The sequence below is a fragment of the Magnetococcus marinus MC-1 genome (assembly GCF_000014865.1).
Lineage (GTDB): Bacteria > Pseudomonadota > Magnetococcia > Magnetococcales > Magnetococcaceae > Magnetococcus > Magnetococcus marinus.
Map to the genome: position 1 here is coordinate 1,029,675 of NC_008576.1, position 26,745 is coordinate 1,056,419.

23 protein-coding genes and 4 tRNA genes are annotated in these 26,745 nt (G+C 52.6%); 26 read left to right on the forward strand and 1 reads right to left on the reverse strand.

Annotated elements, in window-relative coordinates; genetic code table 11:
- Nucleotides 1–87 precede the first annotated feature (87 nt).
- The 16 genes from ubiU (at nucleotide 88) to rplA (ending at nucleotide 10,998) form a co-directional block, all read left to right on the forward strand.
- A complete protein-coding gene (ubiU, locus tag MMC1_RS04215) occupies nucleotides 88–1,092 on the forward strand; it encodes a ubiquinone anaerobic biosynthesis protein UbiU (protein WP_041641961.1) in 1,005 nt (334 codons plus the stop codon).
- Nucleotides 1,092–2,021, forward strand: coding sequence for a U32 family peptidase (locus MMC1_RS04220; RefSeq protein ID WP_011712506.1), 930 nt, complete (start codon nucleotides 1,092–1,094; stop codon nucleotides 2,019–2,021). The genes ubiU and MMC1_RS04220 overlap by 1 nt, the downstream gene beginning before the upstream one ends.
- Before the next feature lie 103 nt (nucleotides 2,022–2,124).
- Nucleotides 2,125–2,415, forward strand: a complete 291-nt coding sequence (locus tag MMC1_RS04225; protein ID WP_143711356.1) for an accessory factor UbiK family protein — start codon at nucleotides 2,125–2,127, stop codon at nucleotides 2,413–2,415.
- 178 nt (nucleotides 2,416–2,593) lie between these two features.
- On the forward strand, nucleotides 2,594–4,015 hold the full coding sequence (locus tag MMC1_RS04230; protein WP_011712508.1) for an aldehyde dehydrogenase family protein: 1,422 nt from the start codon (nucleotides 2,594–2,596) through the stop codon (nucleotides 4,013–4,015).
- Nucleotides 4,016–4,331: 316 nt separating this feature from the next.
- Nucleotides 4,332–5,894, forward strand: a complete 1,563-nt coding sequence (locus MMC1_RS04235; RefSeq protein WP_011712509.1) for a YifB family Mg chelatase-like AAA ATPase — start codon at nucleotides 4,332–4,334, stop codon at nucleotides 5,892–5,894.
- A 109-nt stretch (nucleotides 5,895–6,003) separates the two neighbouring features.
- Nucleotides 6,004–6,555, forward strand: coding sequence for an XRE family transcriptional regulator (locus MMC1_RS04240; RefSeq protein WP_011712510.1), 552 nt, complete (start codon nucleotides 6,004–6,006; stop codon nucleotides 6,553–6,555).
- Between the two features lie 220 nt (nucleotides 6,556–6,775).
- Nucleotides 6,776–6,860: transfer RNA gene (locus tag MMC1_RS04245), tRNA-Tyr, on the forward strand.
- A gap of 14 nt (nucleotides 6,861–6,874) precedes the next feature.
- A tRNA-Gly gene (locus tag MMC1_RS04250) sits at nucleotides 6,875–6,948 on the forward strand.
- 86 nt (nucleotides 6,949–7,034) lie between these two features.
- Nucleotides 7,035–7,109 (forward strand) — tRNA-Thr (locus tag MMC1_RS04255).
- Nucleotides 7,110–7,175: 66 nt separating this feature from the next.
- Nucleotides 7,176–8,366, forward strand: coding sequence for an elongation factor Tu (tuf, locus tag MMC1_RS04260; protein ID WP_011712511.1), 1,191 nt, complete (start codon nucleotides 7,176–7,178; stop codon nucleotides 8,364–8,366).
- A 301-nt stretch (nucleotides 8,367–8,667) separates the two neighbouring features.
- The gene (rpmG, locus tag MMC1_RS20870; protein WP_011712512.1) at nucleotides 8,668–8,823 is read left to right on the forward strand and encodes a 50S ribosomal protein L33; all 156 of its coding nucleotides are present in this window, start codon (nucleotides 8,668–8,670) and stop codon (nucleotides 8,821–8,823) included.
- A 27-nt stretch (nucleotides 8,824–8,850) separates the two neighbouring features.
- Nucleotides 8,851–8,926, forward strand: a tRNA-Trp gene (locus MMC1_RS04270).
- 78 nt (nucleotides 8,927–9,004) lie between these two features.
- Entirely contained in the window at nucleotides 9,005–9,196 is a 192-nt protein-coding gene (gene secE, locus MMC1_RS04275; RefSeq protein WP_011712513.1) for a preprotein translocase subunit SecE, read from the forward strand.
- 106 nt (nucleotides 9,197–9,302) lie between these two features.
- Nucleotides 9,303–9,833 carry a transcription termination/antitermination protein NusG gene (gene nusG / locus MMC1_RS04280; RefSeq protein WP_011712514.1) on the forward strand — a complete coding sequence of 177 codons (531 nt, stop codon included), beginning with the start codon at nucleotides 9,303–9,305 and terminating at the stop codon, nucleotides 9,831–9,833.
- 36 nt (nucleotides 9,834–9,869) lie between these two features.
- Nucleotides 9,870–10,298 carry a 50S ribosomal protein L11 gene (gene rplK / locus MMC1_RS04285; protein WP_011712515.1) on the forward strand — a complete coding sequence of 143 codons (429 nt, stop codon included), beginning with the start codon at nucleotides 9,870–9,872 and terminating at the stop codon, nucleotides 10,296–10,298.
- Between the two features lie 10 nt (nucleotides 10,299–10,308).
- Nucleotides 10,309–10,998: a 50S ribosomal protein L1 gene (gene rplA / locus MMC1_RS04290; protein WP_011712516.1), complete on the forward strand. Its 690-nt coding sequence runs from the start codon at nucleotides 10,309–10,311 to the stop codon at nucleotides 10,996–10,998.
- A 77-nt stretch (nucleotides 10,999–11,075) separates the two neighbouring features.
- Here rplA and MMC1_RS21820 read toward each other — a convergent pair whose 3' ends face one another.
- Nucleotides 11,076–11,225 carry a hypothetical protein gene (locus MMC1_RS21820; protein WP_160162659.1) on the reverse strand — a complete coding sequence of 50 codons (150 nt, stop codon included), beginning with the start codon at nucleotides 11,223–11,225 and terminating at the stop codon, nucleotides 11,076–11,078.
- A gap of 56 nt (nucleotides 11,226–11,281) precedes the next feature.
- On the opposite strand from MMC1_RS21820, the gene rplJ reads away from it, so the two are divergent.
- The 10 genes from rplJ to rplC all read left to right on the forward strand — a co-directional run bounded on the left by rplJ (nucleotide 11,282) and on the right by rplC (nucleotide 26,739).
- Nucleotides 11,282–11,800: a 50S ribosomal protein L10 gene (gene rplJ / locus MMC1_RS04295; RefSeq protein WP_011712517.1), complete on the forward strand. Its 519-nt coding sequence runs from the start codon at nucleotides 11,282–11,284 to the stop codon at nucleotides 11,798–11,800.
- Between the two features lie 69 nt (nucleotides 11,801–11,869).
- Entirely contained in the window at nucleotides 11,870–12,241 is a 372-nt protein-coding gene (rplL, locus tag MMC1_RS04300) for a 50S ribosomal protein L7/L12 (RefSeq protein ID WP_011712518.1), read from the forward strand.
- Nucleotides 12,242–12,596: 355 nt separating this feature from the next.
- Nucleotides 12,597–16,679: a DNA-directed RNA polymerase subunit beta gene (gene rpoB, locus MMC1_RS04305; protein ID WP_011712519.1), complete on the forward strand. Its 4,083-nt coding sequence runs from the start codon at nucleotides 12,597–12,599 to the stop codon at nucleotides 16,677–16,679.
- A 156-nt stretch (nucleotides 16,680–16,835) separates the two neighbouring features.
- Nucleotides 16,836–21,074, forward strand: coding sequence for a DNA-directed RNA polymerase subunit beta' (gene rpoC, locus MMC1_RS04310; protein ID WP_011712520.1), 4,239 nt, complete (start codon nucleotides 16,836–16,838; stop codon nucleotides 21,072–21,074).
- Between the two features lie 265 nt (nucleotides 21,075–21,339).
- Nucleotides 21,340–21,711: a 30S ribosomal protein S12 gene (rpsL, locus tag MMC1_RS04315; RefSeq protein WP_011712521.1), complete on the forward strand. Its 372-nt coding sequence runs from the start codon at nucleotides 21,340–21,342 to the stop codon at nucleotides 21,709–21,711.
- A gap of 63 nt (nucleotides 21,712–21,774) precedes the next feature.
- Nucleotides 21,775–22,245 (forward strand): 30S ribosomal protein S7, encoded by a 471-nt coding sequence (rpsG, locus tag MMC1_RS04320; protein WP_011712522.1) that lies wholly within the window; start codon nucleotides 21,775–21,777, stop codon nucleotides 22,243–22,245.
- A gap of 78 nt (nucleotides 22,246–22,323) precedes the next feature.
- Nucleotides 22,324–24,402 carry an elongation factor G gene (gene fusA, locus MMC1_RS04325; protein WP_011712523.1) on the forward strand — a complete coding sequence of 693 codons (2,079 nt, stop codon included), beginning with the start codon at nucleotides 22,324–22,326 and terminating at the stop codon, nucleotides 24,400–24,402.
- Nucleotides 24,403–24,435: 33 nt separating this feature from the next.
- The gene (gene tuf / locus MMC1_RS04330) at nucleotides 24,436–25,626 is read left to right on the forward strand and encodes an elongation factor Tu (protein WP_011712511.1); all 1,191 of its coding nucleotides are present in this window, start codon (nucleotides 24,436–24,438) and stop codon (nucleotides 25,624–25,626) included.
- Nucleotides 25,627–25,662: 36 nt separating this feature from the next.
- Complete coding sequence (gene rpsJ / locus MMC1_RS04335; protein ID WP_041641963.1) at nucleotides 25,663–25,971, forward strand: 30S ribosomal protein S10; 309 nt, start codon at nucleotides 25,663–25,665, stop codon at nucleotides 25,969–25,971.
- A gap of 123 nt (nucleotides 25,972–26,094) precedes the next feature.
- A complete protein-coding gene (gene rplC, locus MMC1_RS04340; protein WP_011712525.1) occupies nucleotides 26,095–26,739 on the forward strand; it encodes a 50S ribosomal protein L3 in 645 nt (214 codons plus the stop codon).
- Nucleotides 26,740–26,745: the final 6 nt, after the last annotated feature.

A 26,745-nucleotide genomic window follows, 5' to 3' on the forward strand; every position in this document is an offset into this window, starting at 1 on the left:
CTTTATAAATCGCGTTTTTGTTTGTCGGCTGGGGCGGTTCGTGCCCAGCAAGGCGTGCTAACGCACGAGAAAAACGGTTTAGAAATCATGGACAGAGTAGAGGTTCTTGCTCCGGCTGGTAATCTGCCATCGTTAAAAGCGGCGGTGGATGCCGGTGCGGATGCGGTCTATTTCGGCTTTCGTAATGCGACCAATGCGCGTAACTTTGAGGGCCTTAATTTTAGTGAGGCCGAGGCAATCGAAGGCATCGCCTATTGCGATCAGCATGGGGTTAAAGCCAATGTGGTGCTTAACACCTATCCCCAAATTGAAGATCCCAGCGCGTGGTATGACACGGTAGACATGGCGGCCAAATATGGGGCCAATGCGGTCATCGTGGCCAATATGGCCTTATTAAAATATGCCCATGAACGTTATCCCAACCTGGGGCTGCATCTGTCGGTGCAGGCGTCGGCCAGCAACTATGAGGCGGTCAATTTTTATCAAAAACACTTTGGCATTAAACGGGTGATCTTGCCGCGTGTGCTGAATGTGCCGGAGATTGTTGCCTTAAAAGAGAAAACCGATGTCGAGCTAGAGGTGTTCGCCTTTGGCGGGCTCTGTGTCATGGCCGAGGGGCGCTGTTATCTCTCCTCTTATGTGACCGGGGTGTCGCCCAATATTGAGGGGGTCTGTTCGCCAGCACGTCATGTGCAGTTTCAAAATGAGGGAGAGAAACTGCAAACCCGCCTTAATGATGTGTTGATTGCGGAGTATGAACAGGGCGAAGAGGCGGCCTATCCCACCATCTGCAAGGGCCGCTTTGAAGCTAATGACCATATCTATCATGTGATGGAGGAGCCGAGCTCCCTGAATATTTTAGAGATGCTGCCCGAGGTGATTGAAGCTGGGGTGGCCAGTTTAAAAATTGAAGGACGGCAGCGCACCAAATCCTATGTCTCTACGGTGACCAAGACCATGCGTCAGGCGGTGGATGCCTACTATGCCAATCCCGAACGTTTTCGCGCCAAGGGTAGCTGGTTGCGTACGCTGAACCAAACCTCAGAGGGCTCTACCCACACTTTGGGAACTTATCAGGAGAATTGGCAGTAATGAAACTCTCCATTGGACCGGTGCTGTTTGACTGGGGTAAAAACGGCTTCCGCGATTTTTATAAAAAAATGGCCTTTGAAACCGAGGCAGATATTCTCTATATCGGCGAGGTGGTCTGCTCCAAGCGCTACAACCTTAACCCAGCAGAGATGGTGGAACTGGCCGAGGCGCTCAAGCCATCGGGTAAAGAGCTGGTCTTCTCGACGCTGGGGCTGGTTATGAACGAGCCTGAGCAGCAGGCTCTGCGGGAGATCGTGGCGGCTTGTAAAGAGCTGGGCATCCGCTATGAGGCCAACGATATGGCGGCGCTCTATGTGGGGGAGGGGCAAGCCGCCGTGGCAGGACCTCATATTACCACCTACAATCCAGAGACCGCTGATTTTCTAACCACCGTGGGGGTTGACCGCATTGTGATGCCGGTGGAACTTTCGATGGATATGGTGGCCATGTTGATCGCCAAAAGCGCCATTAAAGTGGAGTATGAGCTGTTTGCCTATGGCAAAATTCCACTTACCTTTTCAGCGCGTTGTTATACCTCTAGGGCGTTTAATCTGCCCAAATCCAATTGCCAATATAAGTGTGGTGATTATGCTGATGGTATGGTCATGCGCACCCAAGAAGGCAAACCGCTGCTTACCGTCAATGGTATTCAAACCATGTCGGACAAGCTGTTTAATGTGGTCGATGGTATGGAGCGGATGCAGGCCGGGGGTGTTCATATTGCGCGCTTATCACCACAAAGTAAAAATATGGTGGCGGTGGTGGCATTGTGGAAACAGGCGGTAGCGGGTAAAATCTCCGGTGCTGAGGCGCGCCAAAAATTGATCGAACTCAACCGTGGACAAGATTTTTGCAATGGCTATTTCCACGGTCGGGCGGGGCTCGATTTTGTGGATGCCAGTATGATCCAATCCGAGCAACTGGACTAATGTGGAGAGCACCCATGCAGCGCATGGGTGAAAACTTGGATAAACCAACGGTTCATTCGCCGTTATCGCGTCTCCTAGGCTCGTGTAAGGAGGACCTTTAGGCGTGACCCTGATACTCTGGAGAGAGAACATGCAGTTGGATAATGCCTTTATTGACCGTATTGCCCAGGGTGTGCTGGGGGTTGTTTCGTCGGTGGGGGAGACCCGCGAAGAGATGGTCCGCAAGGTGCGCGAGGTGGTGCGTGAGGGGGTGGAGCACTTTGATCTAGTGACCCGTGATGAGTTTGAGGTAGCCCGGAAAATGGCGGCCAATGCACGTCTGCAACTGGATGCCCTGGAAAAGCGGGTGGTGGAGATGGAGAAAAAGTTGAGCAAGGATGAAACGGTGGAGTGATTCGCCGCCCTGGCCAATCCTGGTTGTACGTTATAAAAAACGCCCTGCTTCTCTCTGGTGGGGCGTTTTTTTTGTGGGCAGACAGGGGGTGTGCAGATCTTTATAATGGCGTCGAGTTAAGCTTATAGATGTCCGCCTGAACAGGGATGCTCGGTGGCAATGGAGGAGGAGATATTCCATGAAAAAAGCCTATGTGGCCGGCCAATGGGTAGAAACAGGTACGCAGCTAAAGGTATATAATCCCTATAACGATCAGTTGGTAGACACGGTTGCCCAGTGTGGTCCGCACGAAATAGACCGGGCTTTGGATGGTGCGGTGGATGCGCTGGAGCAGACCAGCCGTATGCAACCCTACGAACGGGCCGCCTGTTTGGCCAAAATCCGGGATGGTATCGCCGCTAGGGGTGCCGAATTTGCACGGGTGCTAAGCTTGGAGAATGGTAAAACCCTCGCCGAATCTACCCTAGAGGTGGCGCGTGCGGTGGCCACTTTTGATATTGCGGTGGGTGAAGCCACGCGGATCTATGGCGAAGCCTATGATCTGGGGATTAACCCAATGGGGTCTGGACGGCGGGCGCTGGTGCGTAAATATCCCATTGGCGTGGTGTCGGCCATTGCACCCTTTAATTTCCCCATCAATCTGGCGGTGCATAAAATTGCGCCGGCGTTGGCGGTGGGCTGTCCGGTGGTGTTAAAACCCGCCTCCTTAACCCCCTTGACGGCATTGATGATGGCAGAGGTGGTAGAGGCTTCGGGCTGGCCTAAACAGGCTTTTTCGGTGGTGCCCTGCAACCGCTCGGCGGGGCAAATGTTGGTGGAGGATGAGCGCATTAAGCTGCTCTCCTTTACCGGCTCGCCAGAGGTGGGTTGGAAAATGAAGTCTGAAGCAGGCAAAAAAAAGGTAGTCTTGGAGTTGGGGGGCAATGCGGGCCTGATTATCGACCATAATGTTAAAGATTGGGACCATCTGATTCAACGGGCCATCCTGGGGGCCTTTTATCAGTGCGGGCAGGTGTGCATTTCTGTGCAGCGTATCTTTGTGCATCAAGATGTGATGGGCGAGTTCCGCGCTCGCTTTGCCAAGGCAGCCCAAGCGCTGGTGATTGGGGACCCCTTGGATGCCAAAACCACCCTTGGCCCCGTGATTGATCGGGCCAATGTGGAGCGCTTGCAGGGTTGGATCCAGGAAGCCCTGGATCAGGGGGCCGCGCTGGTCACCGGCAATACCATTGCGGATGTGGGGGCGGGTAACTCAATGACCGCCACCATTTTAGAAGAGGTGGATGCCGGTTGCCGCATTAATGCCGATGAAGCCTTTGGACCGGTGGTGACCCTTACCCCAGTGCAGAGTATGGATGAAGCCTTTCATCTGGTGAATAACTCCCGCTTTGGTTTGCAGTGCGGTCTGTTTACCCAGGATTTTGCGACGGTCATGCGCGCCTTAGATCAACTGGAGGTGGGAGGCGTTATCCACAATGATGTGCCCAGCTTTCGGGTGGACAGCATGCCCTATGGGGGGGTAAAGGACTCTGGCTTGGGTCGGGAAGGGGTCAAATATGCCATGGAAGATATGTTGGAGCCCCGGGTGCTGGTCTATTAACAGAACGCATCGCCGCCCTCTACTTAAGGCAACGGCTTTTCAGCGAGCCAAGTGTGGTCAAGCTTACGGAGAGGGGGGCACGGCCCCCTTCCTTTGTGCCGGCTAGGCAACATCGTCAACTAAGATGGGCAGCCGGAATGGGCGTGGCAAACTGCATCATGTGCATGGCTGCTCGACCAAGCAAGTGGTTGAAAAAATGTTAGGGTGATGGGTGCCTAGCGACGCAGCTGGCTCACCCATACCCCATGGTATGCTGGAATTTGAGAGTATGAAAAATGCCTTTTGAGCGAGTGGTCGGTTGGGGTGCAGTTTGGCTATGGCCTGGATTGACTGGGATGGTCTACTAATGCTGGCCCGTATTTATAGTATCGCGTTAGAGGGGGTGTCGGCCCAGACCGTGGAGGTGGAGGTGGATCTTGCCAATGGTCTGCCGAGCCTGAATATGGTGGGTTTGCCTGAGGGCGCGGTGCGCGAAGCCAAAGACCGGGTACGTGCTGCGCTGAAAAACGGGGGGTGGCAGATCCCCCCTAAGCGGGTCACCATTAATTTGGCACCGGCCAACCTACCCAAAAGTGGTTCACTGTACGATCTGCCCATGGCCGTGGGCATGTTGTGCGCCATGGGTGTGTTGGCGCAAGAGGCCCTGCAACAGACACTGCTGCTGGGTGAGCTGGCACTGGATGGGCGGGTTAAACCGGTGCCTGGATGCATGCCCGCCGCTTTGCTGGCCAAACGTGCTGGGTATGCGCAATTGGTGGTGCCCATGGCGAATGCCCCCGAGGCTGCACTGGTTGCCGGGGTGACGGTGATTGCGGTGGAGAATCTGGCTCAATTGGTGGCCCACTTGCGGGGGGAGGGGGTGATTGTTCCGCATCAGGTACAACATGATCCTTTGGCGCAAGCTTGCCACCGTGAGGCTCATGTGGATTTTGCTGAAATCAAAGGGCAAGCCCACGCCAAACGGGCGTTAGAGATTGTGGCAGCGGGCGGGCATAATATTTTGATGAGCGGCCCCCCCGGTTCGGGCAAATCCATGCTGGCCCGTGCACTGATCTCGATTTTACCCCCGCTCTCGCTGGATGAGCTGCTCGAGGTTTCGGCCGTCTATTCGGTGGCTGGTCGATTGGATGCCCAGCAACCATGGGTGGCCGAGCGGCCTTTTCGGGCACCGCATCACACCGCTTCCTCGGTGGCGCTGGTGGGGGGAGGGTCCATACCAAAACCCGGCGAGGTAAGTCTCGCCCACCATGGCGTGCTGTTTTTGGATGAGTTACCCGAATATAAGCGCAATGTGCTTGAGGCACTGCGTGAGCCGTTGGAAACAGGGGATGTTACCATCGCACGGGCCAGTCGTTCCGCCAACTACCCAGCCAAATTTCAGCTCGTATGTGCCTGTAACCCCTGTCCATGCGGCCATTTGGGAGATAGCCGCCATCGCTGTGGCTGCCGTCCTGATGAGATCCAGCGCTATCAAGGACGCCTTTCCGGTCCACTGCTGGATCGTATTGATCTGCACTTGGAGGTCCCCCCAGTGGCATGGGAGCAACTGTCGAGCAATCAGTCCGAGGAGCGTTCACAAACAATCCGCCAGCGCATTGCAGTGGGACGCCAACAACAGTTTGCACGTAATGGCGATGGGGTGGTGAATGCACGGTTGAGCGGGCGTCAATTAGAGAAATGGGCCGCACTCGATGCGCCTTGCCGTACATTGCTGGCACAAGCGGCCAAGCAACTGGGCTTTTCGGCGCGGGCTTATCACCGTATCCAGAGACTTGCCCGTACCATCGCGGATCTGGAGGGTGCCACAGAGATACAGCCAGCCCATTTGGCAGAAGCCATTCAATATCGGGTCACGCTCAAGGATCGACGTCCGACTTAGGCTGGTGACGGCAGCATTTTTAAATTTTTCTGTACGTAGCGAAGATAAAGTGCTATATCAACAAAATTGTTTTTATATCGACTGGCTTTTATAAACTAAGGCGACGGCTATGGTGAACAATTTAGCGGGCATGCGAATTCGTCAGCTACGTTCTCAGCGCAAATTAACACAGCAAGCCTTGGCAGATATGGCAGAAATTCCCCGCGCTACCCTGGCAACGGTGGAGAAAGATGACGCCAATCCCTCCCTAGCGGTGGTCTATAAGATAGCCCGGGCATTGGGTTTAAGCATTGATCAATTATTGGTGACAGAGCGAGAGCGCATCCAGGTGGTACCGGCGGACCAGATGCGCTGGGTGGAGACCGCCGATGGCCGTTACCGTGCCGTGGTGGTTTCACCGGGCAATGCGCTGCATTTTTTCCAGCAGATTTTCTCGTTACAAGCAGGCGCGGTTTATGAGGGGCGGCCCCATCCTCCAGGCAGTGAAGAGTACCTGCATGTGCTGGAGGGGGCGTTGGAATTAGAACTGGCTGGCGAGTGTAAGCGGCTGGTTAAAGGCGATAGCGCACGTTTTGGGGGAAATGTACTACACCAGTACCGTAACCCCACAGAGCAGACAGTGCGCTGCTTGGTGACCATTCTAGAAGCGGTTGGTAAATAGGGGGTTTCACAGCGCGGAGCATTTTTTTTGCTGGATCTGCATTTCCTTCTTTGCATCCAGTGGAGGGAGTGCTAACATCCTCCGACTTCCGCAACAGAAGGGTAGGTTCAGCCAGTCGTTTTAGAACGGTTGGCGCAAGTGTCCAGAAAGTTAAAATTCTCTGTGAATTTTGCTTGACACTGCAAAGTCGTTAGAGGTATACATTGCGCCTCTACCAAATGGAGGGGTTCCCGAGTGGTCAAAGGGAGCAGACTGTAAATCTGCCGGCTCAGCCTTCGAAGGTTCAAATCCTTCCCCCTCCACCATTTGCTCTTGTTGTGCGGGAGTAGTTTAGTGGTAGAACGTCAGCCTTCCAAGCTGATCATGGGGGTTCGATTCCCCTCTCCCGCTCCAACAAGGTGCTTGGGTTGGCATAATGTCAATCGGTGCCTACAAAGAGCGGTTTAGGTCTTATATCGTCGTGTCGCAGGCGTCTATATGCCCACGTAGCTCAGGGGTAGAGCACTTCCTTGGTAAGGAAGAGGTCACCGGTTCAATCCCGGTCGTGGGCTCCATTATTTACTTGAGTAGACAAAACGCCTTCGGCTCAATGTACCAGCTTAAATTCCGGAGTATTTGGCATGGCCAAGGAAAAGTTTGCACGTACTAAACCCCACGTCAACATTGGCACAATTGGCCACGTTGACCATGGTAAGACCACATTGACTGCTGCGATCACCAAGGTGATGGCGGCTGCGGGTCGCGCGGAGTTTCGCGCCTATGATCAAATTGACGGCGCTCCTGAAGAGCGTGAGCGTGGTATTACCATCTCCACCGCCCACGTTGAGTATGAGACCGAGGCACGTCACTATGCCCACGTTGACTGCCCTGGACACGCGGACTATGTGAAAAACATGATCACCGGTGCTGCACAGATGGACGGCGGTATTCTGGTGGTGAGTGCGGCGGACGGCCCCATGCCCCAGACCCGCGAGCACATCCTGCTGGCCCGTCAGGTTGGTGTGCCTGCGCTGGTTGTCTTCCTGAACAAGGTTGATCAGGTGGATGACGAAGAGCTGCTTGAGTTGGTGGAGATGGAAGTGCGTGAACTTCTCTCTTCTTACGACTTCCCTGGCGACGATATCCCCGTCATTAAGGGTTCTGCGTTGAAGGCTCTTGAGGGTGAAGAGTCGGAGATGGGGGTTGATGCGATCAACAGGTTAATGGATGCCGTTGACGCCTACATTCCAGAGCCTGAGCGTCCCCTGGACCAAGCTTTCTTGATGCCCATTGAAGATGTGTTCACCATCTCCGGTCGTGGTACGGTGGTAACGGGTCGTATTGAGCGCGGTATTGTTAAAGTAGGCGAGCAAGTTGCCATCATCGGTATTAAAGATACCGTTGTGACCACCTGTACCGGCGTTGAGATGTTCCGTAAATTGCTGGATCAAGGTCAGGCTGGCGACAACGTGGGTGTGCTGCTGCGTGGCACCAAGCGTGAGGATGTGCAACGTGGTCAGGTGTTGGCTGCGCCCAACTCGATCAAGCCGCACACCAAATTTAATGCTGAGTCGTACATTCTAACCAAAGAAGAGGGCGGTCGTCACACCCCATTCTTCTCGAACTATCGTCCCCAGTTTTACTTCCGCACCACCGACGTAACCGGTGTGTTGAAGCTGCCTGAGGGTGTAGAGATGGTTATGCCAGGTGATAACATCACCATGGAAGTTGAACTGATCGCCCCCATCGCCATGGAAAAAGGTCTGCGCTTCGCCATTCGCGAAGGTGGCCGTACTGTTGGCGCAGGTGTTGTGGCCGAAGTGATCGATTAATATCACGGGTCTGTAGATAGAGATTCGACGGCACCCTTTGGGTGCCGTCGAACGTTTAATGAAAAGAAACTTATTGAATCTTTTAGTATCCAATTGTTTGACGCATTGTTGGTAAATGGTGATGGAGTTCATGTTTTTTGCGTGACTTTTTGAACAACATCACTGATAATAGCCTCTTTATGTTGACGGCCAAATAGGCCTCGATAGAGTGGGCAGCCACTCCGCTTACCGCAGCCATCATTCGGCAAAGCCACATGGCAGGCGGGAGGAGGGGTGCCTTTATGGATCTGGAGTTAAATCCGTGCGCGAACTTATCAGCATGGCCTGCGAAGAGTGCGGCCGCCGCAACTACACTACGGACAAGAACAAGCGTAATCAGCCCGACAAGTTCGTGGCACGCCGTTACTGCAAGTGGTGTAAAAAACATACCACTCATAAAGAAGGTAAGATCAAGTAAGATCCTACTTCTTACCACACACCCCATAGGACAGTAGCTCAATTGGCAGAGCATCGGTCTCCAAAACCGAGGGCTGTGGGTTCGATTCCCTCCTGTCCTGCCATATAGTTGTGTCCAGGAGCCCGTTAAGGGCTCCTGGATAGGCTATTAACAGGGTGCAAGTCGAAGGCTGGTAGACATCATGGAACGTATCGATCAAGCCAAGGCCTATCTTGGTGATGTGCGTAGTGAGATGCGTAAGGTCGTATGGCCAAGCCGCAAAGAGACCATGCAAACCACCATCGTGGTGTTTGGTATGGTCGTCGCTGTTTCGCTCTTCCTGTGGTTGGTGGATGCCATTCTTTCCAGCACAGTGCAGGCCATTATCGGTTAACCGATAGGCTGGCAGCCAGAGCGTATCTCAAACGCATTGGCTCACGTGCCCGGGTCAAAGAGTATAACCGGGAAAAGCCTGTACCATATCTGGGGGTAGAGACGCCATGTCGAAAAGATGGTATGTAATTCACGCCTATTCAGGCTTTGAAAAACGGGTTAAGAGCTCCTTGGAAGAAAAGGTGCGTCTTACCGGAATGTCAAAATATTTTGATGAGATTCTGGTTCCGTCAGAAGAGGTTATTGAACTGCGCAAGGGTGCAAAAGTAACCTCTGAGCGTAAGTTTTTTCCTGGCTACGTGCTGGTTAAAATGGACCTGAATGACGAAACATGGCATCTGGTTAAAGATATACCGAAAGTGGCGGGCTTCTTGGGTGGTGGTGGGCGGCCACAGCCCCTTTCGGATCGTGAGGTTGAAAAAATTCTACAGCAAGTTGAAACCGGCATGGAGAAACCCAAGCCGAAGGTTAGCTTCGCTGTAGGTGAGCAGGTACGAGTGACCGATGGTCCTTTTGTATCCTTCAACGGTGTCGTTGAAGAGGTGGAGGAGGATAAGTCACGCCTGAAGGTATCCGTAAGCATTTTTGGACGGGCGACCCCGGTGGAACTGGATTTCATCCAGGTTGAGAAGATTTGATATCTCGCACCACCAGTTGACCCAGGAGAGTAAACAATGGCTAAAAAGATTACAGCTTATATCAAGTTACAGTGCCCCGCTGGTGCTGCTAAGCCAAGCCCCCCGGTGGGTCCTGCGCTGGGTCAGCATGGTCTGAACATTATGGAGTTCTGTAAAGCGTTTAACGCACAGACCGCCAATATGGAACCAGCCAGCCCTGTGCCCGTGCTCATTTCGGTCTATGCGGACCGTACCTTCAGCTTTGAGTTGAAGACCCCTCCAGCCTCCTACTTCCTGAAAAAGGCCGCGGGCCTGCAGGGCGGTAGCAAAGCCCCCAACCGTGACCCCGCAGTGGGCAAGGTTACTTGGGCGCAGGTTGAAGAGATCGCCAAAGCCAAGATGGTGGATCTAAACGCCAACGATATTGAAGCAGCAAAGAAAATCATTGCTGGTTCAGCCAACTCCATGGGCTTGGAAGTGGTGTAAGGGGGATAACATGGCCAAAATTAGCAAACGCGCCACTGCGCATGGTGGAAAATTTGATCGTAGCGTCAACCATCCTTTGAGTGATGCGATTAAGATCATCAAAGAGTGCGCCACCGCCAAGTTTGATGAAACCATTGAGGTTGCTGTCAACCTTGGTGTGGATCCCCGTCACGCAGACCAAATGGTGCGTGGTAGTGTTAGCCTGCCTAAGGGCACCGGTAAAGTGGTTCGCGTCTTGGTGTTCGCCAAGGGCGAAAAGGCCGAAGAGGCCAAAGCCGCGGGTGCAGATGTGGTGGGTGCCGATGATCTGTTAGAAAAAATTCAGGGTGGCTGGTTGGAGTTTGACCGCGTGGTCGCTACCCCCGATGTGATGGGTGTGGTGGGGCGCTTGGGTAAAATTCTGGGTCCCCGTAACATGATGCCCAACCCTAAATTGGGTACGGTGACCTTTGATGTTGCCAAGGTTGTACAAGAGATCAAAGCGGGTCAGGTGGCTTTTCGGGTAGAAAAAAGCGGTATTATCCACGCAGGTGTGGGTAAAGCCTCTTTCCCTGTTGAAGATTTGGTTGAGAACATCACCGCTTTGGTGGAGCAACTGCGTCGTATGAAACCCGCAGCCGCTAAAGGGACCTATATGAAAAAGGTGAGCATCAGCTCGACCATGGGTCCTGGGATTAAGGTTGACCAAAGCAGCATCTAAAAAAGTAGAGATACATGTTGGGTTGCACTGGTCTCCTTTCGCAGCCCAACATGTTAAAGCATTCGGTTATTAGACCACTAACACAGTTTAATAGCCGTAACACGCCCATTTGGGCGTATGGTCCAAGAGAGCAGGCGGTTGTGGCTGGGTAAGGCGGTGTAGGCCGTATCTCCCGAAGCAGCTTTAATGGGAATATCCACCTGCCGAGACAAAAGGGTACTTATCATGAGAACGCCTTTTGGTTTTGGACTTTTTGACCCACAGTCAAAAGGAGTGTGCGTGCGTGAAGCAAGCAGATAAGAGCAAAATTGTTGAAGAGGTTCGGGAACTCCTGAGCAGCTCCAGCGTTGCTGTTGTTACGCACTATCGTGGTCTGACCGTGGCCGAAATGACAGAACTCCGAGTTAAGTTGCGCGAAGCTGGTGCAAATGTGCGCGTGGTCAAGAATACCTTGGCTAAGCGTGCGGTTGCAGGGACCCCATTTGAAGCTCTTGGTGAGTTTCTGGTTGGGCCAACCAGCATTGCTTTCTCGGCAGATCCTGTTGCTCCGGCTAAGGTGATCTCGGCATTTGCCAAGACTCACCCGAAAATTCAGATCGTCGGTGGTGTACTCGACGGTAAAGCAATGGATGCTGAGGGTATTGAGCGGCTGGCAAAGCTGCCCAGCAAAGAGGAACTCCTGGCAAAAATGCTGGGCTCCCTCAATGCACCCATCACCAACTTCGTTGGGGTACTGGCCGCCGTTCCTGGCAGCTTTGTACGGGTACTCAACGCTGTGCGTGAACAGAAAGAAGCCGCGTAAGCGCTTTTTTATAACCGAATCTAATCGAAACACGACGCATCTTGCGTTGAACACACATAGGAGTTTCTCATGACCCAAGAAGAAATGATTTCCGCTATTGAATCCATGACCGTTCTGGAGCTTTCTGAGCTGGTTAAAGCTTTGGAAGAGAAGTTCGGCGTATCGGCTGCCGCTCCTGTTGCGGTTGCTGCTGCGGTTGGTGGTGGCGAAGCCGTTGTTGAAGAAGCCAAAACCGAATTTGACGTGATCTTGGCCAGTGCTGGCGACAAGAAAATTCACGTCATTAAAGCCGTGCGTGAAATGACCGGTCTGGGCCTGAAAGAGGCTAAAGATCTGGTTGAAGGGGCACCTAAAGCGGTTAAAGAAGCTGTTTCTAAAGATGAGGCCGACAAGCTTAAGGCCAAATTGGAAGAAGCCGGCGCCGTGGTGGAAATTAAGTAATTTCCCCCCAGCAAAGGCCGTAAGGCAAAGGGTTGGGTTGAGGGTTTTTTGCCCTCAACCCAACCGCCATTTTTAGGGTACACTTTTTTTGTTATAGATGTCGGGCACCCATTTTTTAAGTGCCGAAACCCTTTTATAAGTTAAAACAGCGTGCTGCTCTGTTTTAACTTAAAACCAGTCATAGTTATAACGTGTTGATTTGAGCGACTTATGGCTCGACCTAAAATTTTTTTTCGTTCGCTGACGAACGGATGAGTCGGTGCGCCTTACCCACTCATTTGTTTGCCCTCTGGGTAAAAAAAGTTTGTCAAAGCGAATGATTTCACCTCCTGCATCTGCGATTAGAGGAGTTCCGATGGCTCTTACCTTTACTGAGAAGAAGCGGCTACGGAAAAACTTCGGGCGAATTTCCAGCATTATTGACATCCCTAACCTGATTTCGGTGCAAAAAGAGTCGTTTGTGCGGTTCTTGCAAACCGGTACCGAATTTGAAAAGATGAAGGACACCGGCTTGCACGGTGTGTTTTTATCGGTTTTCCCCATCCATGACTATGCAGGCACCGTAAGCCTAGAATATGTCAGCTATGCCCTTGGCGAACCCAAATATGATGTGGATGAGTGCCTGCAACGAGGTATGACATTTTCCGCACCATTAAAGGTAGCCTTTCGTCTGGTTATCTGGGACGAAAATGAAGAGACAGGCACCAAAACCGTACGCGAAATCAAAGAACAAGATGTCTATTTGGGCGAAATCCCACTGATGACTAACACCGGTACCTTCATTATCAATGGTACCGAGCGGGTGATCGTCTCCCAGATGCACCGTTCGCCGGGCGTCTTTTTTGATCATGATCGCGGTAAGACCCACAGCAGCGGCAAATTGCTCTTCTCAGCGCGGGTTATTCCCTACCGTGGCTCCTGGCTTGATTTTGAGTTTGATCCCAAAGATCTGTTGTTTGCTCGGATTGACCGGCGCCGCAAGCTGCCGGTAACCACCTTGCTGCGGGCCATGGGCATGAGTTCCGAGCAAATTCTTGAGCGCTTTTACGAAATTGAAACCTTTCGTAAAGAGGGTGTGGTGTGGCAAAAGCGCATGGTTCCCGAGCGTTTGATGGGCAACCGTTTGAACTATGCCATCGTTCACCCTGAGAGCGGTGAAGAGATTGTTAAAGCCAAAAAACGTGTCACCGCACGGCATATCAAAAAATTTGAAGAGCTTGGTATGGATTGGCTGCCGGTCTCCCAGGAGGAGCTCATTGGTAGCTTTGTGGCGCGTAACATGAGTGACGTCATGGGTGAGGTGGTCATTGAGGCGGGTGCCGAGATCACTGAAGAGATGGTGCAGTATCTCGAAGATGGTGGTATCAAAGAGATTGATGTGCTGTTCATTGATGGTATGAGTGTAGGGGCCTATCTGCGTAATACCCTCGCACTGGATAAAAACAGTGGCCAAGATGAGGCTCTGATTGATATCTACCGTATGATGCGGCCGGGTGAACCACCCACCGTTGATGCAGCAAAAGCGCTGTTTAATAACCTGTTCTTCAATTCTGACCGCTATGATCTGTCAACGGTTGGTCGTTTGAAGATGAACAGTCGCTTGAGCCTTAATACCGAGCTGCACATCCGTACGTTGCAACATGACGATATTTTGGGTGTTGTGGACATTCTGCTCAAGCTCAAAGATGGTCATGGTAAGGTGGATGACATCGACCACTTGGGCAACCGTCGTGTGCGTAGCGTGGGTGAGCTGCTGGAAAACCAAGTGCGTATCGGTTTGGTGCGTATGGAGCGGGCCATTCGCGAGCGCATGTCCTCCGCCGAAGCCGACCAGCTGGTGCCCCATGATGTGATGAACTCTAAGCCATTCTCTGCGGTTATCCGCGAGTTTTTTGGTTCTTCCCAGCTTTCGCAGTTTATGGATCAGACCAACCCCCTTTCGGAAATTACCCATAAGCGCCGCTTGTCCGCTTTGGGCCCAGGGGGTATGACCCGTGAACGCGCGGGCTTTGAGGTGCGGGACGTGCACCCCACTCACTATGGACGGATCTGCCCCATTGAGACCCCAGAAGGTCCCAACATTGGTCTGATTAACTCGCTTTCAACCTATGCGCGTATCAATGAATTTGGTTTCATTGAGTCACCTTACCGCCAGGTAAAAGAGGGTACGCCCATTGATCAGGTGGATTTTCTCTCTGCCATTGATGAAGAGAATTACATCATCGCCCAGGCTAACGCCAAATTGGGTGATGAAGCCTCCGAAGAAGATGCCTTGATTCAATGCCGGCATAAACTTGAGTTCATGGTGGCAACACCAGACCGGGTTAACTACCAGGACGTTTCGCCTAAACAGACGGTTTCGGTCGCGGCTTCGTTGATTCCTTTCTTGGAAAACGATGACGCCAACCGCGCCTTGATGGGCTCCAACATGCAACGTCAGGCGGTGCCGCTCATCAAAACCGATGCTCCCTTGGTGGGTACCGGTATCGAGAGCGTGGTGGCCCGTGATTCGGGTGTGACCATCACGGCCCGTCGTACAGGCGTGGTGGACGAGGTGGATGCTGCGCGTATTGTGGTCAAGGCCGATGAAGAGCCCGGTTCCACAGAGCCTGGGGTGGATATCTATAACCTGACCAAGTTTTCACGTTCTAACCAAAATACCTGTATCAACCAGGTGCCATTGGTGAAAAACGGTGAGCGGGTAACGGCGGGGGATATCATCGCGGATGGTCCCTCGACGCAGATTGGTGAGTTGGCGCTGGGGCGTAACGTGCTGGTGGCCTTTATGCCCTGGAACGGTTACAACTTTGAAGACTCCATCTTGATCTCAGAGCGTTTGGTGGCTGAGGATGTCTTTACCTCCATTCACATTGATGAATTTGAGGTGATGGCACGGGATACCAAGTTGGGCGCTGAAGAGATTACCCGTGATATGCCCAACGTGGGGGAAGATGCCCTGCGCAATCTGGACGAATCGGGCATTATCTATGTTGGGGCAGAAGTTAAGCCCGGTGACATTTTGGTGGGCAAAGTAACCCCCAAGGGTGAAACTCAGCTTACCCCAGAAGAGAAGTTGCTGCGCGCAATCTTTGGTGAAAAGGCATCCGATGTACGGGATACCTCCCTGCGTCTGCCTCCAGGGGTGGCCGGAACAGTGGTGGATGTACGGGTCTTTAGCCGCCGTGGGTTGGAAAAAGATGATCGTGCCAAGCTGATTGATCAGGATGAGATTGCTCTGCTGCGTAAGGATATGGCCGCCGAGCGTCGTATTATCGAGCGGGATGCGGATGAGCGTATTCGCAATCTGATGAACGGCAAACCGGTGCGCAGCGCCCCTGGTCTACAGCCTGGGGATCATATCTCGCAATCTTGGTTGGATAAGAGTCCTAGCTCCCATCTGCGGGATGTGGTGTTGGATGATGACGCCATTACCCAGCAGATTGAGGGGATCCGTCACCATGTTGAAAAGGCAGCGGATCGTCTGAAAAAGCGGTTTGAGAGCAAGGTTGAAAAGCTTGAGCGTGGGGATGATCTGCCCCCAGGCGTGTTGAAAATGGTCAAGGTCTATATCGCCGTTAAGCGTAAGCTCCAGCCTGGTGATAAGATGGCAGGCCGTCATGGGAATAAGGGTGTTATTTCTAAGATTAATCCCTTGGAAGATATGCCCTATATGGCCAACGGTACTCCTGTGGATATCGTGCTTAACCCCCTGGGTGTGCCTTCACGTATGAACGTGGGGCAGATTTTGGAAACCCACTTGGGTTGGGCCGCTCGGGGCATGGGCTTTAAAATTGAAGAGGCATTAAAGCAACACCGTAAGGGTGTGGCGGATGTATTGCGTCGTCAGTTTGAAGAGATCTATGACAATACCCGCGAAAGCGCTGAAATCGCCGCCCTGAGTGATGATCAACTGGTGGATATGGCGAAAAATCTTCAGTACGGTGTGCCCACGGCAACACCTGTCTTTGATGGTGCCATTGAGTCGGATATCTCCAGTTGGCTGAATAAGGCGGGCCTGCCTACCTCGGGTCAGATCCAACTGATTGATGGCCGTACAGGTGAGCCTTTTGACCGTCATGTCACGGTTGGCTACATCTACATGCTGAAACTGCACCACTTGGTTGATGATAAAATCCACGCGCGTTCCATTGGTCCCTACTCACTGGTTACGCAGCAGCCCTTGGGTGGTAAAGCCCAATTTGGGGGTCAGCGCTTTGGTGAGATGGAAGTGTGGGCGCTGGAGGCCTATGGCGCGGCTTATACCCTGCAAGAGATGTTGACAGTAAAATCCGATGATGTGGCGGGTCGTACCAAGATCTATGAGTCCATTGTCAAAGGGGATGACACTTTTGAGGCGGGCGTGCCCGAATCCTTTAACGTGTTGGTGAAGGAGCTACAGGCATTGGCGCTGGATGTAACCCTGCAACGGGACGACTGAGCACGTTTGCTCCAAGGGGTTCTGTCCAGTGGGGCAGAACCTCCTTTACAAGTTTGTCTCAACGCCGTAGGCGATGGGGCAGGGGCTACCTCCTGAACGAGGGCATTGAACATGGAATATATCTCTGATTCGCAGGCACCGGAAAAGAGCCACGCTATGACACCGGTTAGCGATGCGCCTGCAACACCTAGCTCGGAAATTTCTGCGGCTGGGCAGAGCGTTTTTAAGCTGTTCTCCCGGCCTATGCTGGGGCAGAGCTTCGATGGTATCCGTATCTCGATTGCTTCACCTGAGAAGATTCGTTCTTGGTCTTTTGGCGAAGTAAAAAAGCCAGAGACCATCAACTATCGTACCTTTAAGCCGGAGCGCGATGGTCTTTTTTGTGCCAAAATCTTTGGCCCCGTAAAAGATTATGAGTGTCTGTGTGGCAAGTATAAGCGTCTCAAACACCGTGGTGTGGTGTGTGAAAAGTGCGGCGTTGAGGTGATCCAATCCAAAGTGCGCCGTGAGCGCATGGGTCACATTGAACTGGCCGCGCCTGTGGCGCACATCTGGTTCCTCAAATCCCTGCCCAGCCGGATTGGTCTGCTGTTGGATATGACCTTGAAGGATCTGGAGCGGGTTCTCTACTTTGAGAACTTTGTGGTACTAGAGAGTGGCATGACCCCCATGAAGCGCGGGGAGCTGCTGACCGAAGACCGCTACTACCAGCTTATAGAAGAGTTTGGTGACGAGTTCCGCGCCGGTATTGGTGCCGAAGCCATCCGCGAAATGTTGGTGGATCTCAAAATACCCGAAGAGATCAATCAACTGCGGGACGAACTGCGTGATACCAGTTCCGAAGCGCGTCGTAAAAAGATTGTCAAACGGTTGCATACCCTGGAGGCCTTTCAGGATTCCAAAAACTCACCTGAGTGGATGATTTTGGAGGTGATTCCGGTTATCCCCCCCGAGCTGCGCCCCTTGGTGCCGCTGGATGGTGGGCGTTTTGCGACCTCCGATTTGAACGATCTCTACCGTCGCGTGATCAACCGTAACAACCGCCTCAAGCGCCTGTTTGAGCTCAAGGCACCGGATATTATCATCCGCAATGAAAAGCGTATGTTGCAGGAGTCAGTGGACGCCCTGTTTGATAATGGTCGTCGTGGTCGTGTGATTACCGGCACCAATAAGCGACCGCTGAAATCCTTATCCGAGATGCTCAAGGGTAAGCAGGGCCGTTTCCGCTTGAACTTGCTGGGTAAGCGGGTCGACTATTCGGGTCGTTCCGTGATCGTGGTGGGTCCTGAGCTTAAATTGCACGAGTGCGGCTTGCCCAAAAAGATGGCGCTGGAACTGTTCAAACCCTTCATCTACAACCGTCTCGAAGAGCGTGGCCTAGCCACCACCATCAAGGCGGCCAAGCGTATGGTGGAAAAAGAGAAGGGGGAAGTGTGGGATATTTTGGAAGAGGTGATCCGGGAACACCCGGTTATGCTCAACCGCGCACCCACCCTGCACCGTTTGGGTATTCAAGCCTTTGAACCTAAACTGGTGGAAGGCAAGGCCATTCAGTTGCACCCGCTGGTGTGTACCGCTTTTAACGCCGACTTTGACGGTGACCAAATGGCGGTACACGTGCCCCTCTCCATTGAGGCACAAATTGAAGCGCGGGTGTTGATGATGTCCACCAACAACATCCTCTCTCCCGCCAACGGTAAGCCGATTATTGTGCCGACGCAGGATATCATTCTGGGTCTCTACTATATGACCTCAGAGCGGGCCAATGTGGCTGGCGAGGGTATGATCTTCAGCAATACGATGGAGGTTAAACAGGCCTTTGATGCTGGGGTTGCTAACCTGCATGCTTCCATCCAGTGTCGTTTCCGGGGTAAGCGGGTGCATACCACGGTGGGTCGTATGTTGTTGGCCGATATGCTGCCAGAACGGATTGATTTCCAGGCGATTAACAAGCTTATCACCAAAAAAGAGGTGACCAAGCTGATCGACCATACCTACCGTATGTGTGGTACTAAAGATACGGTAATCTTTACCGATCGTCTGATGGCTATGGGCTTTGCCTTCGCCTGTCGGGCCGGTATCTCTTTCGGTAAAGATGACATGGTTATTCCTGAAGCCAAGCGTAAGTTGGTCGACGCTGCCCAGGAGAAGGTGAAAGAGATTGAAAAGCAGTACACTGACGGTCTGATCACCGAGGGTGAAAAATATAACAAGGTGGTGGATATCTGGTCGCACTGCACGGAGCGGGTGGCCGATGAGATGATGGGTACCATCTCTACCGATACGGTCTTGAACAAAGATGGCGAAATGGTGGAGCAACCCTCCTTTAACTCCATCTTTATGATGGCCAACTCCGGCGCCCGGGGTTCAGCCGCGCAGATGCGTCAGTTGGCGGGTATGCGTGGTCTGATGGCAAAACCATCGGGTGAGATCATGGAGACCCCCATCACGGCAAACTTCCGTGAGGGGTTGACGGTTCTTCAGTACTTTATCTCTACCCACGGTGCCCGTAAGGGTCTGGCCGATACCGCTTTGAAGACGGCCAACTCCGGTTATCTAACCCGCCGTTTGGTGGACGTGGCGCAGGATTGTATTGTCCGTGAAGAGGATTGCGGTACCTCTATCGGCATCACCGTGGCGGCACTGGTGGAAGGTAATGATGTGGTAGAAACCCTGGGCGACCGTCTGTTGGGTCGTACCCCGGTGAGTGATATCAAGGATCCCATCACCGATGAGCTGCTGGTTAAAGCAGGCACCATCATGGATGAGGATATCGTTGAGAAGATCGAAAACTCCAATGTGGACTCGGTGCTGATTCGTTCACCACTAACCTGCGAGACCACTCGCGGCGTTTGTGTCACCTGCTATGGTCGTGATCTGGCGCGTGGTACCCGCGTGACGGTAGGTGAAGCGGTTGGGGTGATCGCGGCACAATCTATTGGTGAGCCCGGTACCCAGTTGACCATGCGTACCTTCCACATCGGTGGTACGGCATCCCGTCAAGCGGAACAGTCTCACCAAGAGACCACCCATGGTGGTGTGCTCAAGTTTCATGACCTGATTACGGTGCAGGATCGTGCGGGTCGGTATGTGGTGCTCTCTCGCAACAGTGAGGTCTCTTTACACGAAGCGGTTGAGCATGAGGGTCAGGTTGAAGCGGGTCGTGAGCGCGAGCGTTACCGTATTCCCTACGGCGCGCGTATCTCTAGTGCACCGGGCTCGGTGGTGGAGAAGGGCACGACCTTTGCTGAGTGGGATCCCTTCGCCATGCCCATTATCACGGAGGTAGAGGGGATCGTTAAGTTTGGCGATCTGGTGGATGGTGTCTCCTTGCGGGAAAACATGGATGATACCACCGGCTTGATCTCCAAAGAGGTGACAGAGTGGAAGGGTCAAAGCTCCAAGAAGGGTGATATGCGTCCCCGTATTACCCTGAAGGATGTGAACAGCAATGAGACGCTGATGATGCCCAATGGTAGCGAATGCCGCTATTATCTGCCGGTTGGCGCCGTGATTGTCGTCAACGAGGGGGATCATGTACATGGCGGTGATATCATTGCTAAGGTGTTGCGTCAGTCGACTAAAAACCGCGACATTACTGGTGGTTTGCCACGGGTCGTGGAGCTGTTTGAGGCCCGTAAGCCTAAAGAGCACTCCTTCATTGCGGAAAATGAGGGTATGGTCACCTATGGTAAGGATCTCAAAGGTAAGCGTCGTTTGGTGGTGACACCCGATAGTGGCGAGCCTATGGAGTATCTGTTGCCTAAGGGTAAGCAGCTTGCGGTGAACGAGGGCGACTGGGTGCGTAAGGGCGAACCCTTGATGGAGGGCTCACCGGTACCTCAGGACATTCTCAAGGTGTTGGGCTTGGAAGAGTTGTGCCGCTTTATGGTCAACGAAATTCAAGAGGTCTACCGGTTGCAAGGTGTGCGTATCAACGATAAGCACATTGAGGTGATCGTTCGCCAAATGTTGCAGAAGGTGCAGATTACCGATCCGGGTGACACCATGTTTGTCAGTGGTGAGCAGGTAGAAAAAGATGACTACCTGTTGGAGAACGTCAAGACCGATAAGCGCGGTGGTCGTGTGGCGACCTGTACACCGCTACTGCTGGGCATTACCAAGGCCTCGCTCTCTACCCCTTCTTTCATCTCGGCGGCCTCCTTCCAGGAGACCACACGGGTGCTGACTGAAGCGGCGATCTCCGGTCGTGTGGATACCCTCAATGGCTTAAAAGAGAATGTCATTGTGGGACGTCTGATCCCTGCTGGTACGGGGAATATTTTGTCGCAGTTGAAAAAGATGGGCAGTTTGACCAAAGGAGAAAAATCTACTCAAGGTGGCGAGCAACACGTTGCCAAGGTAGCCAGCTCCAGTGAAGTTACTGAAGGATAATCGTCTTTAGATCGCGCTATTGGGCAGCAGCAGGCTGCTGCCCAATATTTTTTTCTTGTATTTATGTTAAAAACAGGTAAAATGCGCGAATTCTTTTGATGATTAACCTTTAAACATTCCCATAAGGGGAGCACGTAGCCAGAAGTCGCAGCCATGCGAAACCAGGCTATCATTCGTCCTCCTCTGCCATTGCTAAGAGATATCGCCTGGAAATTTTGTAGCCAAAGGCTGCAAGGTAACAGGCCTGTTTTCTGTGGAGATTGATATGCCGACCGTTAACCAGTTGGTACGTCTGGGCCGTAAGCCTCAGAAGAAGAAAACCAACGTGCCTGCTTTGCAAGCATGCCCCCAGCGTCGTGGTGTTTGCACCCGCGTTTACACCACCACCCCTAAGAAGCCTAACTCGGCGCTTCGTAAAGTGGCCCGTGTACGTCTGACCAATGGTCACGAAGTAAGTGCGTACATTCCTGGTGAAGGGCATAACCTGCAAGAGCATAGTGTGGTGCTCATCCGTGGTGGTCGTGTAAAAGACCTTCCCGGTGTGCGTTACCACATTCTGCGTGGTTCATTGGATACCCAGGGTGTGAAAGACCGTAAGCAGGGTCGTTCCAAGTATGGCGCCAAGCGTCCTAAGTAATGTGTTTCTCCTGCCATTTAGGGCAGGGGGTTGCTCACTGATTATCAGGTTTAAGGATAGGTCATGTCACGACGTCGTGAAGTGCCCAAGCGCGAGGTGATCCCAGACGCGCGTTATAATGATAAGCTTGTCGCCAAGTTTATGAACTGTCTTATGGTAGACGGCAAAAAGTCGCTTGCTGAGCGTGTCTTCTACGGTGCCTTTGATTTGATCGAACAGCGCACAAAAGAAGATCCCATCAAGGTGTTTAAAGAGGCTGTGGACAATGTGCGTCCGACGCTTGAAGTGCGCTCCCGCCGTGTTGGTGGTGCCAACTATCAGGTGCCGGTTGAGGTGCGCCCTGTGCGTCGTCAGACTTTGGCCATTCGTTGGTTGATTGGTTATGCACGGTCCCGTGGTGAAAAAACCATGCGTGAGCGTTTAGCCGCCGAGTTGATCGAGGCTTCTCAGGGCCGTGGTGCGACCATCAAGAAGCGCGACGATACGCATCGTATGGCCGAAGCCAACAAGGTGTTTGCGCACTACCGTTGGTAAGCTGCAAGTCTGCTCACCCGGTGTGGTGAGCAGAGCAGGTTTTGTTCTTTGACAATCTACAGAACACAGGGGATTACAGTGGCTCGAGAAATTGCCCTGGATCACGTACGTAATATTGGCATCATGGCCCATATTGATGCCGGTAAAACGACAGTAACGGAACGGATTCTCTACTACACCGGTCGTTCGCATAAGATTGGTGAAGTTCATGAGGGCGCTGCCACCATGGACTGGATGGAGCAAGAGCAAGAGCGTGGCATTACCATCACCTCTGCGGCTACCACTTGTTTCTGGAAAGAGCACCGCATCAATATTATCGACACCCCCGGCCACGTTGACTTTACCATTGAGGTAGAGCGTTCTTTGCGTGTCTTGGATGGTGCCGTAGCGGTTTTCTGTGGTGTGGCCGGTGTGCAGCCCCAGTCAGAAACTGTGTGGCGCCAGGCTGATCGCTATGGTGTACCCCGTTTGGCCTTCGTGAATAAGATGGACCGTATGGGTGCCGACTTTAATAAAGCGGTGCAAACCATGAAGGACCGTCTGAAGGCACGTGCGATCCCTGCTCAGTACCCCATCGGTGCTGAAGAAGATCTGCGCGGCATGGTGGACTTGATCACCCGCAAGGCCTATATTTTCAACGATGAATCCCTGGGTGCAGAGTTTGAAGTACTGGATTGCCCTGAGGATATTGAGGCTGAAGTCGAAGAAGCTCGTGAAGCGCTGTTAGAGGCCGCTTTGGAGCAAGATGACACCTTAATGGAAAAATATCTGGAAGGTGAAGAGATCACCATTGCAGAGTTTAAATCCTGCATGCGTCGTGCGGTTATCTCTAGCGCGTTTGTACCTGTGTTCTGTGGATCTGCCTTCAAAAACAAGGGCGTTCAACTTCTCTTGGATGCCGTTGTCGATTATTTCCCCTCACCTTCTGATACCCCCTACATCGAAGGGTTGTTGCCTGATAGTGAAGAAGCAGCCGTGCGTAAGCCTTCGGATGAAGAGCCTTTCGCCGCGTTGGCCTTTAAAATCATGACCGATCCCTTTGTCGGTACCTTGACCTTTGTACGTGTCTACTCCGGTGTTATGGAATCGGGTACCAGTGTTCTTAATGCCTCCAAAGATCGTAAAGAGCGCATCGGTCGTTTGATGTTGATGCACGCCAACAAGCGTGAAGACATTAAAGAAGTGCGTGCTGGGGATATCTGTGCCGTGGTTGGTTTGAAAAATACCACCACAGGTGAAACTCTCTGCGATCCAAATAAGCCGATCATTCTTGAAAAAATGGATTTCCCAGCACCGGTTATCGCCATTGCTGTGGAGCCCAAGACCAAAGCTGACCAAGAGCGTATGGGTGTGGCCCTTCAGCGTTTGGCTCAAGAAGACCCCTCTTTCCGGGTTGAGGTCGACCATGAGACCAACCAGACCATTATCTCAGGTATGGGTGAGCTGCACCTAGAGATCATCGTCGACCGTATGATGCGCGAATTCAAGGTTGATGCAAACGTCGGTCAGCCTCAAGTGGCCTACCGTGAGACCATTACCCAAATGGTTGAGCATGAATCTAAGTTTGTACGTCAGTCCGGTGGTCGTGGTCAGTTTGGTCATGTGTGGTTGCGTTTAGAGCCCAACGAACCAGGTGCTGGTTACGAGTTTGTGGATGGCATTAAGGGTGGGGTTGTACCTAAAGAGTATATTCCAGCCGTCAAAAACGGTGTGGGTGAAGCCATGGCCAATGGTGTCTATGTTGGCTTCCCCATGGTCGATGTCAAAGTGACCCTGTTTGATGGTTCATACCATGAAGTTGACTCCTCTGAGATGGCCTTTAAAATCGCCGGTTCGATGGGTCTCAAAGAGGGCGCCATGAAAGCCAAGCCCGTATTGCTTGAGCCCATCATGGATGTTGAAGTTGAGACGCCTGAAGATTACATGGGGGATGTCATGGGTGACATGAACTCCCGCCGTGGTCAGATCCAAGGTATGGAAGATTCTGGCAATAACAGGTTGGTCAAGGCACAAGTGCCTTTGTCCGGCATGTTTGGTTACGCGACAGACTTGCGTTCAATGAGTCAGGGGCGTGCGACCTTTACCATGCAGTTTGGCCACTATGCCCAGGTGCCTAAATCCATTGCAGAAGAGATCAAGGCCAAAACCACCGGTTAATTCGGCTGAACTAAGAAAGATTTGGAGGTCATAATGGCCAAGGAAAAGTTTGCACGTACTAAACCCCACGTCAACATTGGCACAATTGGCCACGTTGACCATGGTAAGACCACATTGACCGCTGCGATCACCAAGGTGATGGCGGCTGCGGGTCGCGCGGAGTTTCGCGCCTATGATCAAATTGACGGCGCTCCTGAAGAGCGTGAGCGTGGTATTACCATCTCCACCGCCCACGTTGAGTATGAGACCGAGGCACGTCACTATGCCCACGTTGACTGCCCTGGACACGCAGACTATGTGAAAAACATGATCACCGGTGCTGCACAGATGGACGGCGGTATTCTGGTGGTGAGTGCGGCGGACGGCCCCATGCCCCAGACCCGCGAGCACATCCTGCTGGCCCGTCAGGTTGGTGTGCCTGCGCTGGTTGTCTTCCTGAACAAGGTTGATCAGGTGGATGACGAAGAGCTGCTTGAGTTGGTGGAGATGGAAGTGCGTGAACTTCTCTCTTCTTACGACTTCCCTGGCGACGATATCCCCGTCATTAAGGGTTCTGCGTTGAAGGCTCTTGAGGGTGAAGAGTCGGAGATGGGGGTTGATGCGATCAACAGGTTAATGGATGCCGTTGACGCCTACATTCCAGAGCCTGAGCGTCCCCTGGACCAAGCTTTCTTGATGCCCATTGAAGATGTGTTCACCATCTCCGGTCGTGGTACGGTGGTAACGGGTCGTATTGAGCGCGGTATTGTTAAAGTAGGCGAGCAAGTTGCCATCATCGGTATTAAAGATACCGTTGTGACCACCTGTACCGGCGTTGAGATGTTCCGTAAATTGCTGGATCAAGGTCAGGCTGGCGACAACGTGGGTGTGCTACTGCGTGGCACCAAGCGTGAGGATGTGCAACGTGGTCAGGTGTTGGCTGCGCCCAACTCGATCAAGCCGCACACCAAGTTTAATGCTGAGTCGTACATTCTAACCAAAGAAGAGGGCGGTCGTCACACCCCATTCTTCTCGAACTATCGTCCCCAGTTTTACTTCCGCACCACCGACGTAACCGGTGTGTTGAAGCTGCCTGAGGGTGTAGAGATGGTTATGCCAGGTGATAACATCACCATGGAAGTTGAACTGATCGCCCCCATCGCCATGGAAAAAGGTCTGCGCTTCGCCATTCGCGAAGGTGGCCGTACCGTCGGCGCAGGCGTGGTTGCCGAAGTAATTGACTGAGCACTGGCTCTGTAGACGTTTGAAGGACATCAAATGATGGAAAGCCAAAAAATCCGCATTCGCTTGAAGGCCTTTGATCATCGTATCTTGGATCAAAGCACGGGTGAGATTGTACAAACGGCACGTCGTACCGGTGCTGATATTCGTGGGCCGATCCCACTGCCAACTAAAATCAACCGTTATACGGTGCTGCGTTCACCCCACGTGGACAAAAAGAGCCGTGAACAGTTTGAAATTCGTACCCATAAGCGCATCATCGACATCGTAAATCCTACCCCTCAAACGGTGGATGCACTGATGAAGTTAGACTTGGCTGCGGGTGTGAACGTAGAGATCAAGCTATAATTTGCTTGACTTTGGAGAGCGAAGGCGTATGATCTGCGCTCCCTTTAAAGCATCCTCCCTTATCGGACAGGGTTGTTCGAACGTCGGGATCGGGGAGGCAATCGATAAAAATGAGGAAAAGACATGCGTAGTGGTCTAATTGGCCGTAAGCTCGGCATGTCCCAGATGTTTACTGAGGATGGGCAGCGTATCCCTGTCACCCTTGTACAACTGGGTCCCTGTGCTGTAGTGGCTAAACGTAGTGACGAGCAAGACGGCTATAACGCGGTTCAGCTCGGTTTTGAAGAAGCCAAACCCTCTCGCCTCTCCAAAACTGTCCGTGGACAGTATGCCAAGGCTAATGTGACGCCTCGGCGGGTGCTGCGTGAATTTCGCGTCTCCAATCCAGAATCTTATGAAGTTGGCCAAGAGTTGACTGCGGAGCAGTTTGCGGTGGACAGCTTTGTGGATGTGACGGGTAAGACGGTGGGTAAAGGTTTCGCTGGTGTTATGAAGCGCTGGGGTTTCCGCGGTGGTCGTGCATCCCACGGTGCCCATAAAGTGCATCGCTCCGGTGGTTCTATCGGTCAGTGTCAAACCCCTGGCCGTGTTTATAAAAATAAGAAGATGGCCGGTCATATGGGTCAACAGACCCGTACGGTACAAAATCTTAAGGTCGCATATGTGGACGCAGTACAGTCCATTATTGCGGTAAAAGGGAGCATTCCCGGTTCCAAGGGCTCTCTGGTGTTGGTACGGGACGCCTTGAAAAAAGGCTCTGCCGAATAAGGTGTG

Excerpts from the sequence above, each read along its gene's own strand:
- tuf (WP_011712511.1), top strand. The coding sequence starts at position 7,176 with ATGGCCAAGGAAAAGTTTGCACGTACTAAACCCCACGTCAACATTGGC.
- tuf (WP_011712511.1), top strand. The coding sequence starts at position 24,436 with ATGGCCAAGGAAAAGTTTGCACGTACTAAACCCCACGTCAACATTGGC.
- rplC (WP_011712525.1), top strand. The coding sequence starts at position 26,095 with ATGCGTAGTGGTCTAATTGGCCGTAAGCTCGGCATGTCCCAGATGTTT.
- ubiU (WP_041641961.1), top strand. The coding sequence starts at position 88 with ATGGACAGAGTAGAGGTTCTTGCTCCGGCTGGTAATCTGCCATCGTTA.
- MMC1_RS04235 (WP_011712509.1), top strand. The coding sequence starts at position 4,332 with ATGGCCTGGATTGACTGGGATGGTCTACTAATGCTGGCCCGTATTTAT.
- rpsJ (WP_041641963.1), top strand. The coding sequence starts at position 25,663 with ATGGAAAGCCAAAAAATCCGCATTCGCTTGAAGGCCTTTGATCATCGT.
- rpsG (WP_011712522.1), top strand. The coding sequence starts at position 21,775 with ATGTCACGACGTCGTGAAGTGCCCAAGCGCGAGGTGATCCCAGACGCG.
- MMC1_RS21820 (WP_160162659.1), bottom strand. The coding sequence starts at position 11,225 with ATGATAAGTACCCTTTTGTCTCGGCAGGTGGATATTCCCATTAAAGCT.
- MMC1_RS04240 (WP_011712510.1), top strand. The coding sequence starts at position 6,004 with ATGGTGAACAATTTAGCGGGCATGCGAATTCGTCAGCTACGTTCTCAG.
- rpoB (WP_011712519.1), top strand. The coding sequence starts at position 12,597 with ATGGCTCTTACCTTTACTGAGAAGAAGCGGCTACGGAAAAACTTCGGG.
- secE (WP_011712513.1), top strand. The coding sequence starts at position 9,005 with ATGGAACGTATCGATCAAGCCAAGGCCTATCTTGGTGATGTGCGTAGT.
- MMC1_RS04220 (WP_011712506.1), top strand. The coding sequence starts at position 1,092 with ATGAAACTCTCCATTGGACCGGTGCTGTTTGACTGGGGTAAAAACGGC.
- rpoC (WP_011712520.1), top strand. The coding sequence starts at position 16,836 with ATGACACCGGTTAGCGATGCGCCTGCAACACCTAGCTCGGAAATTTCT.
- nusG (WP_011712514.1), top strand. The coding sequence starts at position 9,303 with ATGTCGAAAAGATGGTATGTAATTCACGCCTATTCAGGCTTTGAAAAA.
- rplA (WP_011712516.1), top strand. The coding sequence starts at position 10,309 with ATGGCCAAAATTAGCAAACGCGCCACTGCGCATGGTGGAAAATTTGAT.
- rplK (WP_011712515.1), top strand. The coding sequence starts at position 9,870 with ATGGCTAAAAAGATTACAGCTTATATCAAGTTACAGTGCCCCGCTGGT.
- rpsL (WP_011712521.1), top strand. The coding sequence starts at position 21,340 with ATGCCGACCGTTAACCAGTTGGTACGTCTGGGCCGTAAGCCTCAGAAG.
- MMC1_RS04230 (WP_011712508.1), top strand. The coding sequence starts at position 2,594 with ATGAAAAAAGCCTATGTGGCCGGCCAATGGGTAGAAACAGGTACGCAG.
- rplL (WP_011712518.1), top strand. The coding sequence starts at position 11,870 with ATGACCCAAGAAGAAATGATTTCCGCTATTGAATCCATGACCGTTCTG.